The 14010-nt window shown below is 56.5% G+C and carries 13 protein-coding genes and 1 pseudogene; 7 read left to right on the forward strand and 7 right to left on the reverse strand.

Features of this window, described 5'->3' with window-relative positions:
- Positions 1–144: 144 nt before the first annotated feature.
- The 7 genes from LKE08_RS19230 to LKE08_RS19260 form a co-directional block, all read right to left on the reverse strand.
- Positions 145–303, reverse strand: a complete 159-nt coding sequence (locus LKE08_RS19230; protein ID WP_324705869.1) for a DUF6760 family protein — start codon at positions 301–303, stop codon at positions 145–147.
- A complete protein-coding gene (locus LKE08_RS19235; protein WP_324705870.1) occupies positions 285–629 on the reverse strand; it encodes a hypothetical protein in 345 nt (114 codons plus the stop codon). The genes LKE08_RS19230 and LKE08_RS19235 overlap by 19 nt, the downstream gene beginning before the upstream one ends.
- 43 nt (positions 630–672) lie before the next feature.
- Positions 673–975 (reverse strand): hypothetical protein, encoded by a 303-nt coding sequence (locus tag LKE08_RS19240; protein WP_324705871.1) that lies wholly within the window; start codon positions 973–975, stop codon positions 673–675.
- Positions 976–989: 14 nt separating this feature from the next.
- Positions 990–1493, reverse strand: coding sequence for a phage tail protein (locus LKE08_RS19245; protein ID WP_324705872.1), 504 nt, complete (start codon positions 1491–1493; stop codon positions 990–992).
- 38 nt (positions 1494–1531) lie between these two features.
- On the reverse strand, positions 1532–2020 hold the full coding sequence (locus LKE08_RS19250; protein ID WP_324705873.1) for a phage tail protein: 489 nt from the start codon (positions 2018–2020) through the stop codon (positions 1532–1534).
- A 38-nt stretch (positions 2021–2058) separates the two neighbouring features.
- A complete protein-coding gene (locus LKE08_RS19255) occupies positions 2059–2613 on the reverse strand; it encodes a phage tail protein (protein ID WP_324705874.1) in 555 nt (184 codons plus the stop codon).
- 89 nt (positions 2614–2702) lie between these two features.
- A complete protein-coding gene (locus tag LKE08_RS19260; RefSeq protein ID WP_324705875.1) occupies positions 2703–4430 on the reverse strand; it encodes a phage tail sheath C-terminal domain-containing protein in 1728 nt (575 codons plus the stop codon).
- A 596-nt stretch (positions 4431–5026) separates the two neighbouring features.
- Between LKE08_RS19260 and LKE08_RS19265 the strand changes: the two genes are divergently transcribed.
- The 7 genes and pseudogenes from LKE08_RS19265 to LKE08_RS19295 all read left to right on the forward strand — a co-directional run.
- Positions 5027–6355, forward strand: coding sequence for a DUF4255 domain-containing protein (locus LKE08_RS19265; protein ID WP_324705876.1), 1329 nt, complete (start codon positions 5027–5029; stop codon positions 6353–6355).
- Positions 6356–6677: 322 nt separating this feature from the next.
- Entirely contained in the window at positions 6678–8609 is a 1932-nt protein-coding gene (locus tag LKE08_RS19270; protein WP_324705877.1) for an ATP-binding protein, read from the forward strand.
- Positions 8610–8740: 131 nt separating this feature from the next.
- The gene (locus LKE08_RS19275; protein WP_324705878.1) at positions 8741–9835 is read left to right on the forward strand and encodes a YbjN domain-containing protein; all 1095 of its coding nucleotides are present in this window, start codon (positions 8741–8743) and stop codon (positions 9833–9835) included.
- A 107-nt stretch (positions 9836–9942) separates the two neighbouring features.
- Positions 9943–12348: a substrate-binding domain-containing protein gene (locus LKE08_RS19280; protein ID WP_324705879.1), complete on the forward strand. Its 2406-nt coding sequence runs from the start codon at positions 9943–9945 to the stop codon at positions 12346–12348.
- A 19-nt stretch (positions 12349–12367) separates the two neighbouring features.
- Positions 12368–12592 (forward strand): hypothetical protein, encoded by a 225-nt coding sequence (locus LKE08_RS19285; RefSeq protein WP_324705880.1) that lies wholly within the window; start codon positions 12368–12370, stop codon positions 12590–12592.
- Between the two features lie 48 nt (positions 12593–12640).
- A complete protein-coding gene (locus LKE08_RS19290) occupies positions 12641–13195 on the forward strand; it encodes a phage tail protein (protein WP_324705881.1) in 555 nt (184 codons plus the stop codon).
- A 30-nt stretch (positions 13196–13225) separates the two neighbouring features.
- Positions 13226–14010 (forward strand): annotated as a pseudogene (locus LKE08_RS19295) (hypothetical protein); the annotation flags it as partial.

The raw sequence follows: 14010 nt of genomic DNA on the forward strand, positions 1-14010 counted from the left end.
TCAGATCCGGTTATTTACCAGCCCCTAGATCCCCCCCAGCCCCCATCCCCCCCAGCCCCCCTTTGAAAGGGGGGAGAATTGGGGGGAGAAAGGGGGGAGCCGGAATTGGCTTTGACGAAAGTGGTTATTTAACCGGATTCGACATTATTCACCCAATTCTCGCCGAACCAAGTTGGCGATTTCTCCGATCCAGCGCTGCCGTTCCCGATGGTCTAAATCGAGAATTTCGGCCCTGGACCAGTGGAAATAAAAGGCGATGAAGGCTACCTCCCGATACAAATCCTCTAGGGGGTAGCCCGCCACTCCCCCGCCAGAGAAATCGCCGCTTCGGGTGGATTGATCTGGTTGTATACGGCTTGCAAATAGTCCAGATCTGGTAAAAACAATCCCTCCAATACATCCGGCGTCACGGGGGAAATCTCCCCCAAGCGGACAATTGCCCGGGACAGCATGACTAAAATCCCGTAGGCGGGATTGTCCAAAACTCGCAAATCCCGTTCCCGAAACAGTTCGTCCCACCCCGTCAGCGATCGCATCACTCCCTCCCGATGCAAGATTCCTCCCCCGTCAAACAATCCGACGGGGAGGGTAAAAGGAAATGCGATCGCGGGTAAAGTTTTGGTTGACATGAGATGGATGATCCCCCTAAATCCCCCTTGATAAGGGGGACTTTTATTCTGACTCAGACTTCACCAAACCGTTAATTTCGCGATAGAAATCCTGGAGATAAGCCAAGTCTACGGCAAACAGATTTTCGATCGCCGCCGGGGACACTTCCTCCAAATCGCCGAGACGGGTGATCACCCTGGCGAGGATGATCACGGTGGCGTAGGCGGGGTTGGCTTGGACGCGGGGATCACGCAAGGGGACGATCTCATCGATCGCCCGCGACAGCCGCATCACGCCCCGCTGGTGCACGTTGCCCTCCGGGTCCAAATAGCCCTTGGGCAAGGTAAACTCAAACTCCGTTTGCATGGTTGAATCGCCACCTACAAGACTCGTTCAAACCCTTCACAGGCGATCTCCAACTCCTCCACCGCCAAATCGGTCCCCGATGCCAGATTGTCGGTGATGCTGTAGCTGACGGGCCAGGCGCCGTCGAAGGCAAATCGCGCCCCCTCCGAACCGTCCTGGCGGTAAATAGTCAAAAAGCCATTTTTAAACTTAGAAGCCCAACCGCCATCATTGACGGTGGCGATCCAGTCCCAAAGTGTCGTCGAAGCCATCAGCCCCCGACGCAGGGAAAAGTTATCGACATTATTGTTTCCCGGCAGTTTGGTGCGAATCACCTGACCCCGAGTCGCCTTTCCCCACTTTTTTGGAAACACTTCCGTATGGGTAATGACATCCTGGGAATATTTGAATCCCCGGGACTCCATAAAGTAGCCATCGACATCATCTCGACTGCCGTCCAAATGCAAGGCGACATAAAAACGGCAGGCGGTCAGCACCTCGTAGAGGTGGCGTTGTTGTGCGAGTAAATCACCAGTCATGGTCTTTTTATAGCTATGAGCGATCGGCCATCAAACGATTAGACCGTCGTTCCCAAAGTCGGGACTTTCTCCAACCCCGAATGGCTGATTTCGATGGTTTCCTTGAACAGGTCCGTCGAGTCCGAACTGGCTTGGGTCGTCGTGTACTTGGCGGGGAGGCAGTCTTTGAGATTCCAGCGGGCGCCCTCCGCTCCGTCCTGCTTGTAAAGCACCAGGGATGCCTGACTGACTTTGGAGACGGCATCCGTTTTTCCGCCCGTCATCGCGGGGGGATGGCATTCCAAATACCATTGCACCAAGGCATCGTTTTCGGCGGTGGTGACAAATTCCAAAGTCATGTTTTCAAATGTCACCGATGCGGGGGTAATTTGGGTTTCGCTTTTGACGTTTTTCCCCGAACCGATGGATTGTCCTTCCGCGGCCGGGTCGATACTGATGGAAACCCCACTCACCTTCGAGATCAGCAGGCGGGTGTTGTTGCCAAATTCAAAGTAAAATCGGGCCGAGGTCAAATATTCATAAGCCATAATTCAAAATCTCCTAACCGACAGACGAATGGGGGGGATTAAACGGGAGCTGCATTCCTCGGACTGACGACGTTACCGCTCATGGCGACTTGTTTGATAATTGATTCAGCCACGATTTCGTAAGTTTCGACAGCCAGATCCCCCGAGGTCGAATCCATGTCGGCGATGGAATATTTTTTCGGCCAGGCCCGTTCCAGGTTCCAGCGCAACACCTCTTCCCCGTCGGGGCTGTAGAGGACGACGGAACCGTCGGCGCGGTATTGGGACCATTGCCCCAGTCCCCCTTCTTCCGGGGGCAGGCAGGCTTTGAACCACTCGAACAACTGACGGCTGGCGTCGTTGGGGTCGTCGCTGATGTAGGTTTCGATGGTCATGGACGGGTTGGTTTCGTAACCGGCGATCGTGGTTTGGCGTCTGCGACGACCTTTGAGGCCGGAACCGAGGGCTTTGTCGCCCCCGGCGACTTTTCCCTCGTAGGTCAGGGCCGCCATACTTTTGATGTAGGCTTGGTTTACGATCGCCTTGCCATTGGCGCGAAAGTCGATTTGATACCGGGTGGCGGTGGTGGTAAAAACTGGAGCGGCAGAAGTCATGGTTGGATTCCCCTATTGAGCGTCAACATCAAACAATTTCCGCTGCCCCCAACACCGTCGGTGTCGGAGGCAGAGGGTAACAGATTCGCCTATTCGCCTTCGCCCTCGGCGGTCCACTGGCTGATGCGGAAGACGACAAATTCGGCCGGACGCACCGGACAGACGCCCACCTCGACGAACAGGCGTCCGAGCATCATGCTCTGGGGCGTGTTCAGTTCGGCGTCGCACTTGACGTAAAAAGCCTCGCTGGGACTGCCGCCCATCAGGGCCCCCGATCGCCACAATTCGGTCAGGAAGCTGCTAATGGTGCGCTTCACCCGCTGCCAGAGGTCTTCGTCGTTGGGTTCAAACACCACCCACTGGGTGCCGTTTTCGATGGATTTTTCGATGTAGCTCATCAGACGGCGGACGTTGATGTAGCGCCATTCGGTTTTGTCCGGTTCGACCAAAGTGCGGGCGCCCCAGATGCGGATGCCCCGGTTGTCAAAGGGGCGGATGCAGTTGATACCGATGGGGTTGAGCAGTTCCTGTTCCCGGAAGTTGCAGGGGTGCATCAGGCCGATGACGCCGCGCGGCACTTCGTTGGCGGGGGCTTTGTAGACGCCCCGGGTTTCGTCCACCCGCGCCCAGACACCGGCCATGTGCCCGCTGGGGGGGATGGCGATGGGTCGTCCGGCGTTGCGGGGGTTGGGGACGAGAATCCAGGGGTAGTAGAGGGCGGCGAACTGGGAGCGACGGTTGAATTCCTGGCTCAACCAACGGCTGATCTGTTGGGGTTTGACGCGATCGGGCGGCGGGTCGAGGATGATCATGCGGTTGGGGGCGTTGGGGATGTCGCCGTCGGCGGCACCTTCGCACATACTCACCATCAGGTCCATGAGGCCGTGGAGTTGGTCGATGTCGATGAGTCCGAGTTCGTAGACTTTCATCAGGTCCGGACAGCAGACGATGGTAACTTCGTCGATTTCAAATAGGCCGCGAATCCCGGTGCGATCGTCCCGGACGCCTTCGACGTGGCGGGCGAAGTTTTCCGGTTCGGGTACGATCGCCGGGGGGCTGACTTCGTAGACACCGTTGGAGGGGCGACGGGCGAGGGGAGAGCCGCTGATGGACAGGTCGGTGGCGAGGATGTACTGGGAGTTTTCCAGGGCGGTGACGACGTAATCGGCTACGGCCGTTTCCACCTGGGGATTCATGGTCAGGTGGTTGAAGCGTTCGAGTTCTTCGGAACCCTGGCGGACGACGACGGTGAAGAATTCCCCGGTGTTGGCGGTGACGACGGCTTCGGAGGCTTCGGTTTCTTCGTCGGGGGGTTTGGGTGCGCCTTCGGTGATTTGGACGCGGATGGCGCGATCGTTCAGGGCCAAATATCCGTTTTGGGAGCCGTTGGCCAGGGCACTGTCTCTCGGGGCATCTTCGGGACCCTGGCGGATGGAAAATCTCAGTGAGGGGCGGTTGGCCCGGTTGACAATTTCGGTGCCGGTTTCGGTCTCCTGGGGTTTGGGGGAACCGGGCAGTCGCGTCCCGATGCTGGTGATCCAGCAGCGTCCTCCGCCGTTGAGAAACCAGCCGTAGACGGAAAAGGGTAGGTAGGCGCCGAAGTCGGTGAAGCCGTCGGAGTTGGTGCGGCCGAAGTATTCGAGATACTGGTTCCAACTGGTGACGAGCATGGGTTTGAAGGGTTCGGCACCGCCCCGGATATCTTCGGTGAATCCGACGAAGCCACCGACGGCGGTGGGGACGCCTTGCAGGGGCCTCGATCCGCGATCGACTTCTTCGATGTAGACGCCGGGGGCAAAATAGTCGAGCCTAGCCATAACAATTGCTCTCCCTGATGTGGATCGTTTGACACTCCCCGCCCTCCTATGGACGGGGATTCTTGCTTCATCGGGAGCCGGAGTTTTACAACGTCCAGGTTGGAGCCTAGCCCTCCACAAGCTTTCACGGCCTGTCGGGCCGCGAGTTTTTTGGAATGCGCTTTACTGCGATTGGAGTTAATCTCAATCCTACACTAAAGTGAGCATTAAAAAACATCGATATCGACCGATCGGTTTGGCGTTTTTTCAACATTTGTTAACTTTGATAAATTTTTTTAAAAATATCTTAATCATCAATGGGTTGCAGAGCCTCAAGATACGGGATCGAAAGGGTTGGGATAGGGGAAGAAATCGATCCAGGCCCACCGCAACTCTTGCAAAATTGTTACCTTTGTCAATAAAAGTACACGAAACCGCCGAAAAGCTTAAGGAAAAAAACAGAATTCGTAGCTCGGTCGATCGCGGTCGAAAAAAGACCGAATTGGATGCGATCGCGGTGGGGGAAAATCGTATTAATATAAACGGGAGATCGAGTGGCTTTTGACTTTTGGCTTTTGACTTTTGACTTTTGACTTTTTCAACTGGCCGGACCGACCATGAGCAATCATCTCGCCGTCGCCACGGCAACCGCCACCTTGCAGCGCATCCTACAGCGGGCTGTCCAAAGAGACGTGGACGGGGCGCGAGTCACCACCGTGCGCCCGGATGGTTCGAGCGGCTCGATCCCCGAAACCGGCGTCAACCTGTACCTGTACCACATCAAGCGCAACCCGGCCCTCACCAACCAGGACACCCCCAACTTCCAGCGCCGGGGCGACATGACCCGGCGTCGCCAAGCCGCGATCGACCTATTTTATGTCGTGTCCTTCTACGGCAACGACGGCGACCTCGAACCCCAGCGCCTGCTGGGTAGCGTGGTACAAACCCTCGAAGATCAGTTGGTGCTCGGCGCCGACACCATCCGCGCCACCATCGCCGACCCCACCTTCGCCTACCTCGCCGACTCCGATTTGGCCGAACAAGTCGAACAAATCCGCTCCGAATTTATCTCCGTCTCCACCGACGAACTCTCCAAAATCTGGTCCGTCTTCTTCCAAACCCCCTACGCCCTCTCCCTGGTGTACAAAGTCACCGTCATCATCATCGAAAGCGACGTGGCCGGACGTTCCGCCCTGCCGGTGCGCGATCGCGTTTTGGGCGGCACCGTCTTTCCCAAACAACCCGTCGTCAGCGCGGTGGCGGCCGTCGGCGGCAAAAATCAGCCCATTTTCAGTACCAGCATTCTCTCCATCCGCGGCCAGCACCTCTCGGGCGTTTTAACCCGAGTCCGCATCGGCCAATTGGAACTCACCCCCCAAGTCCTCAACACCGGAGAACTGCGCGTCCCCTTGAGTCAGATCCCCCCATCCCAACTGCGGGCCGGCGTGCAAAGCCTGCAAGTGATCCACCTGCAAGCCCCCCCCGTGCCCCCCCGCGGCCGTCGCCCCCGGAGGACGACGCGCACCGCCACCCTGTCCCGAAACACCCCGGCTCGCCCCCCGCAGGTGGAATCGAACGTCGCCCCCTTCGTACTCAGGCCAACTGTCGAATCCGTCGAGGTCGAAAATTTGGAGGGATTCGACGATGAACCCCGCTCCGGAATGCTCACCGTGACCGCCAATTTGGCGATCGCACCCGGCCAGCGCGTCGTCCTGATGCTCAACGAAGCCGACCCCTCCGGCGACAATCCCGCCGGGTATTTATTCGCCGGCCCGACCCTCCGAGAAACCGCCACCGCCGTCACCATCCCCATCCGGGACGTCAAACCGGGGGAATACCTGGTGCGAATTTCCATCGACGGCGCCGAAAGTCTGCTGGAAGTGGACAATAACCCCGAAAGCTCCACCTTCGAGCAGTACATCCGGCCGAAGGTGACGATTCGTTAGGGCAACGGTCAAGCGGAGGGAGGCAACGGTCAAGCGGAGGGAGGCAACGGTCAAGCGGAGGGAGGCAACGGTCAAGCGGAGGGGGCAACGGTCAAGCGGAGGTGAGCGGAGGGAGCGGAGGTGAGCGGAGGGAGCGGAGGTGAGCGGGTAGAATATCTGGACCGCTTGGGAATTCATTCCCAAGCTAATAGCCAAAATCATATTCAGATGATTGGGGAGTCTGCCTCCTGGAGCCTCCTGGAGCCTCCTGGAGCCTCCCCACACCCCACCGAGCACACCCCACCGAGCACACCCCACCGAGCACACCCCACCGAGCACACCCATGACTGATTCCGACTGGCAGAGTGTCAACCAACAAGATTTGATGCGAGATCTCGGCCGCATTCGAGAGCGGCTGAGGGCCAAAATTGACGGCTCGACGGTGGAAACGGTCGGGGAGATAGCCGCGCCGCAGGCTTTGGAGCAACTCTGCGACACCTTCGGGCTCTCCACCTTCGAGCGGGACTTGGTGCTGCTGTGTGCAGGGATGGAACTCGACGCCGAATTTTTGGGGCTGTGTGCCGAAGTCCAGGGCGACCCGCAGAAGCCCCACCCCACCTTCAGCCTCGCCCTCAATATCCTCGATCGCCCCCACTGGAGCGCCCTCACCCCCAACGCTCCCCTGCGACGCTGGCGGCTGATCGAAGTCGGGGGGGGTCCGGTTTTGACCCTCAGCCCCCTCCGCATCGACGAGCGCATCCTACATTATCTCGTCGGCATCCAACACCTCGACGAACGGTTGCTGGGCATCGTCGAACCCGTGCAGGACTCGGGACCGTTGGTTTCCTCCCACGCCCGACTCGCCGAGCAAATTGCCAAAACCTGGTCTTCGGCCACCGAGAGCGCCGAGTTACCGGCGGTGCAGCTTTGCGGGGAAGATCTCCCCACCCGGCGGGCGATCGCTCGGACGGCCTGCCGAGAGTTGGGGTTGGGACTCTACCTCATGCACGGCGATCGCATCCCCACGGCCACCGCCGATTTCAACCAGATGTTGAAACTGTGGGAGCGGGAGTCCGTTTTGGGGGGATACGCCCTCCTCCTCGACTGCGAACCGGTGGAGATGGGTCGCCAGGGGGACGGCATCTGGCAACTGGTCGATCGCATCGGCAGCCCCCTGATTGTCACCGGAAGCGATCGCCTCCCCCCCCGAACCCGCCCCCTCCTCAACTTCGACGTCCCCCGCCCCACGGCCGCCGAGCAGTACGACCACTGGCAGCAACACCTCGGCGAAGTCGGCGACCACCTCGACGGCCACCTGCAAAAATTCACCGCCCAATTCAACCTCAGTTCCCCCGCCATCCGCGCCGTCTGTACCACCGCAACCGGCCGGGGCATTTCCCCCGACGATACCGAAACCCTGCTCGAAAACCTGTGGGAGGCCTGTCGCCTCCAGGCCAGACCCCGCATGGAGGACATGGCCCAACGCATCGACGTCAAAGCAACCTGGGCCGATTTGGTGCTCCCCGACGCCCAAATGCAAGTCCTGGAAACGATGGCGGCCCACCTGCGGCAGCGATCGCGAGTTTACGAAAATTGGGGATTCGGCGGGAAGAGCGATCGCGGCTTGGGCATCAGCGCCCTGTTCGCCGGACCCAGCGGCACCGGGAAAACCACCGCCGCCGAAGTCCTCGCCGGGGCCCTGCGCCTGGATTTGTACAAAATCGACCTCAGCTCGGTGATCAGCAAGTATATCGGCGAAACCGAGAAAAACCTGCGGCGCGTGTTCGACGCGGCCGAAAGCGGCGGGGCGATCCTGCTATTCGACGAAGCCGACGCCCTGTTCGGCAAGCGCAGCGAGGTGAAAGACTCCCACGACCGCCACGCCAACATCGAGGTCAGCTACCTCTTGCAGCGGATGGAGGCCTACCGGGGTCTGGCGATTCTCACCACCAACATGAAGGGCGCCCTCGACCCGGCCTTCCTGCGCCGCATCCGCTTCGTCGTCCAGTTCCCCTTTCCGGATGCCAAGCAGCGGACCGAAATTTGGCGTCGCATCTTCCCGCCGGAAACGCCGACGGAGGGGCTGACGGTGGAGAAGTTGGCGCGGCTGAGTGTCTCCGGGGGGAACATCCGCAATATCGCCCTGAATGCGGCATTTCTCGCGGCCGACGCCGGGGAGCCGGTGATGATGAAACACCTCCTCAGCGCCGCTCAAAGTGAGTATATGAAGTTAGAAAAACCGCTGATGGATAATGAGGTCAAAGGGTGGGTGTGAAAAGTGAAAAGTGAAAAGTGAAAAATGAAAAGTGACACGAGTTATCTCATGCTTTTTTGCGAAAATAAAAAATCTCAAATCTGCGAAAATCTGCGAAATCTGCGGATCCAATATAATCTCCATTTAAAAAAATGAATAAAACCATTAATTTTAATCAAAAAATAACTTTTTTTTCTCCATCCAGAAAGACTTTCAAGGCATGGGGAATCGTTGGTAAAATCGCCGATTCTGACGGCAAGGCGCTCAATTGTTCGCTGACTTTGCAGGTGCCGTTTGAAGACTATCAATTCATCGAACGGGAACAGTTGTTTCACCTGAAACCGGAGGTGTGCAGTCCGGCGGGCGATTGCCAATTTGACGGGGACGGGAATTTGACTTTAGAATTGATGCTCAAACCCGGTTTGCTGCCGCAACTGACTCGGGGGGGGACGATCGCCGAAACCGTCCTCGCCGCCCTCGGGGAGTCGCCGACTGGGGAACCGCCGCCCCAGCAGTTAGCCGAAAATTGGTTTTGTCTGGGCGTCAGTCAGCGACGGGGGTCGGAAACCATCGGTTATCGCACCCTCTGGGATTGGGCGAATCCGAACACTCCGGGCGGAGTCGTCGAGGCGGGTAAAGCAGCCTTCGCGGGTTTGGGAGGGCAGATTCAAACGGCTTTGGAAACGTGGTCGGAAGCGGTTCGGGATGCGGACACTATACCGGAGCAGGGCGCATCCACCCCAATTTCCCGGGTGATGGCCGCTTTTTTTGACGCAGATGATTGGGACTACGTTCGCTTGGAGGATGGGGCGACGTTGGAGATGTCATTCGCGGGAGATAATGGGCGCTGGAGTTGTCGGGCCGAAGCGCGAGATGAGGATGAGCAGTTTTTGTTTTATTCGATTTGTCCCATTACAATTTCTGAAGAAATGCGATCGCCCGTCGCCGAATTCTTAACAAAAGCTAATTCCGGTTTAATTCTGGGGAATTTTGAGTTAGACTATTCGGATGGTGAGATTTGTTATAAAACCAGTATTGATGTGGAAGGCGATCGCCTCACCCCGGCATTGATCGAATCCCTGGTCTACACCAACGTCACCATGATGGATCAGTACCTCCCCGGCATCCTCGCCGTCCTCAACGGCATTTCCCCCGACCACGCGATCGCCCGAATCGAGGCAGAGGAAGCGGAGGAAGCAGAGGAGGCGGAGGAGGCAGAGGAGGCGACCGGAGGCAGAGGAAGCTAATTGATACTCAGATTCGCACCAAACTCTCAATCCTCTTCCTCCGCCCCAAGGGAATAAGAACTCGGAAAAAGTAATTATCAATTATCAATTATCAATTATCAATTATCATGGTTCGTCCTCCCCAGCGAAAAATACCCGAAAGCAGAACCACGAAAGCCGTCCGACAAACCGCTGTCGCCACCGCACAACAGCGCGTCCGGCGGGTAACTTATACGGCGATCGGTTCAGCCTATCGATTTCTCCCCTTTTGGGTGATCCGGTTTCTCCCCTTCATCCGGGAAGACGTCCGGGATCTGCTCCGACGCCGGAAACGCGGGGAAGAGATCCCCGAAGAAGCCGAACTCGAACCCGCCGACGAAGTGCGGCTGCAACCCGCCGAACTCCGGCCCGGAACGGCTAACCCCTATCCGAAATATCGCTGTCCCAACGGCCACCCCCTCTTCTGCGACCTCCCCCGGCAGAGCCTCGCGGCCGATGCCGAGGTCAAAGTCTGTTCCGAATGCGGATTTCCCGTCCCCCTGCCGGAAAAAGCCGAAATTATCGGCAACCGGGGCCGGTATCGGATCGTCAGTTTCCTCGGCAGTCGGGGCATGGGCCGTTTGTATCGGGGAATCCAGGTCGGCGGCAATCAAACCGTCATCATCAAAGAATATCTGCTGCCAGACCGCCACTTCAACCCCCAGGAAGAACAGCACACCAAAGAAGTCTTTGAAAACGTGGGGGGGTTGACCCCCGCCGATGGTCGGGTGCAGGATTTTCGCCTGTTGGTCCCCGCCGAAGCGATCGCCGATCGCCACGAAAACCGCTGCTACACCGTCACCCCCACCCTCTCCAACAGCTATCCCACCCTGCGAACCTACCTGCGCCAATTCGGGGCCATGACCCCCCGCCAGGTGATCCACCTCCTCGATCAGGTCCTGCAGAGCCTCGAACCCCTCCACACCCAAAAATACCGCCTCCCCTCCGGCCAAATTCACTCCGGGCTCAGCCACGGGAGCCTCAGCCTCGACAGCATTCTGATCCTCCCCATCGACCAGGGCCCGTTTCAGCGCCCCCAATTTCTGATCTACATCGCCGACTTCGACCTCTGGGAACGCCCCTTCCGGCCCGGATTTGCCATCGCCATCCGACCCGAGCCGCGGCCGGATTTGAAGGCCCTCGGCGCGATCGCCTTCGACCTGTTGAAAGGGGATTGGCGGGCCGACAACCCCCCCGCCGACGCTTCCCGAGGTGACTGGCCGGAAACCGATCCGGCTTTGCGACAGTTTATCCTGCGACTGCTGGAATTCGACCGGCCTTTTGAGAATGCCAAAACGGCTCGGGAAGCCCTTCCGAAACTGTCAGAAGAGGGGCGGTTTGACGAACTGAGCGAACCGGAGGAAGAGGCGAAAAAACGGCGGTTTCCGGGGCTGTGGGCGCTGTTGTTGCTCCTGCTGGCATTGTTGGGGGCAGTGGGGATCTGGCGGCTGCTGCGCCGTCCCGATGTCGTCCTGGCCGACGATCGCTTTTCTCCCTGTTGTATCGACGATATCGCCGCCGTTCCCAAGGGGACGTTTACTTACACGGCCGAGGAAAATGGGATTTGGAATTATGCCGTCCGCCAGCAAAATTTGGTGGAGAAAGGGAGGACGTTGGGGGAGGAATTGGAAGAGCGAATTCCGAAGCTGAAATTGATTTATCAACCGCAACCGACGACGGAGGAAGCGATCGCAAAAGTTCGTTCCGAAGAAGCGAGTTTTGCCATCACCAGCCTCGTCGAACAATTGGAGCGAGATTTGGCAGCCGTTCCCTTCGCCTATGACGGTTTGGTGTTTTTCGTCCCCTTCAGCTACGAGCGGCGCCGGAATTCTTTGCCCCACAGTTTGAACGGACAGATCGGCATTCAACAATTGCGGCAACTTTATACCGGAGAAATTCGGAATTGGAAACAGTTGGGGGGGCCGGATTTGCCCGTGCAACTTTACATCCCCACCGACGGGGAAGCTATCCGCATTTTTGAGGAGCGGGTGTTGCAAACGGAGCGTGCGATCGCGCAATTTCGGCGACTGTGGAAAAATGCCTCCCCCGACCGATTTACGACCACCGAAACCGACGTCAACCGCATCCGCCAACTGCCCACTTTTGAAGCCATGAGAACGGTGCTGCGGGACTTTGAGGAGCGACAAATCGGCAGTCTGTCTTTCGGTCCTTTGAGTCAAGTTTTCCAGCAGTGTTCCGTTTATCCCCTGGCACTGTCCGAAGGCTTGCGGCCTCCCGTGCAACCCCTGGTTCGCGATGACGGTCAGCCGATCACGCCGGCGATCGATCTGTGCAATGATAAGGGCAGCTATTCGGCATCGGTCGAGCGGTTTCAAACCGGACAATATCCCCTGGCTTATTCCCTGGCTGTGGTGTATTCCTTTGATAACAGTTTGCCCCCCGTGGGGCAGAAAGTTGCCGCTATTCTGAAAACAGAAGAGGCGCAAGAACTGCTCTTAAAAACCGGCTTGGTTCCTTTAAAACCCTTGGATTAATTGAATTTATAGGTGCATCATGAACCACCATCATCAACCCCCCATTCCCCACCGGCCATCGGGCTATCTAGGAGTCCCCATCGGCTCCGATGCCCCGACCAAAATACAGTTCGACAGTCCCGGCAATTTCCTGTACAAAATTGCTCAAAAAGTTCGCGCCGACCCCGCATTAAAACGGCAACTCGAACGCCGAGTTTACGAAATGTTGCGGGAAGATCTTCGCATCAGTCGCGATCGATATTGAGTCGGTCGTCTCAAATCAAAGGTCAATATCTAAACGGAAAGGAAGGATATGGTTGATTTAAAGAAAACGGTTCAAGAAACATCAGTCTCGCCCCGGGAATACCAGTTAAATTCTCGCGCCAATTATATCACAGTTAATCGCTTTTATGTGGAAATGGAAAGCACAATTTCTGCTTCTTTTTCCGAGTGTTCTGGTTTCGGTGTCACCCTCCAAAAAGAAAACTATTTAGAAGGGGGTGTGAACGACCAGCAACGAGTTTTTATCGGTCATGCAGAGTTTGACGACATCACCTTAAAACGGGGGATGACCGACAGCACTTTGTTTTGGGATTGGATGCTGAAATCAATGAGAAATCCCGTTGCAAATCGCCGCAATATCAATATTTTGATGTTCAACCAAGCCGGGGAAACCATGCAGGCGTGGACGTTGATCGGAGCCGTTCCAATTTCTTGGAAAGCACCGGGATTTCAAGCCGAAGGGAGTTCCGTTGCGATCGAAGAATTAACCTTGGCTTATGAGGGGTTAAATGTAGCCGTAAAACCCACAGGATCGGGAGGTGCGAGCCTCTCCAAAAATCGAGATTCTTTTGGATTTTTTGGATAAAAACATCGATGAACATTTAACTCGATTGACATGGCTGAAAATTCAGAGCAACTGAAATCTGAAAATGTTCCTTCTGACCCCCCCTTGGGGATAAAAAGTCCCCTCCTGTCCCGTTCGCCATTGGGACAGACATTTTTGCAGCCTCTCGGGACGCGATCGCTATCAGTTTTAGATCGATCATTATTTTCCAGGGAAGGAGTCGAATTACAGCGATTTCCAGACTGGGACAGTCCTTTTTTAGTAGAGTCAAAACCCCGCTTAGGGAATGAAACTATTATCCAAGAACAACCCCTTCCAACCGCCGATAAGTTGACCCCAAACCCGGCGACTTCCAATCCGGAAATTTCCTCCATACCGACAGCAGAAGAACCTCAAGTTAGACGGGAATTGGCTGCACCTTCAGAGGCGATTAACCGAGACTCTGAATCACCAAATCATGACAATCCTCAACCTTCGATTTCACAATTTAAGCCTTCTAAATCAACCATCTTCAGATCCGCATTAGATGGCATAAAGTATCCCCAAAATTATAACAATTTTGGAGCGAAAAAGTCAACACCAAAAACAGAAATATCTAAACCCATCCACCGAGAAAATGTTCAACGCAAATCCGAAACTTCTGGTATTGAACAGATATCGGAAACTTCGGCTTCGGAAGAGATATCAGATGCGATCGCTTCCCCTGATTCTCCCGGCATTCAGAGACAATCTGAAACTTCAGCTTCAGAAGCGATAACAGATGCGATCGCATCTCCCGACTCATCCCCAATTCAGAGACAATCTGAAACTTCTGCTATTGAAGAGATATCGGAAAT

Source organism: Lyngbya sp. CCY1209 (assembly GCF_035615495.1).
Classification (GTDB): domain Bacteria; phylum Cyanobacteriota; class Cyanobacteriia; order Cyanobacteriales; family Microcoleaceae; genus Limnospira.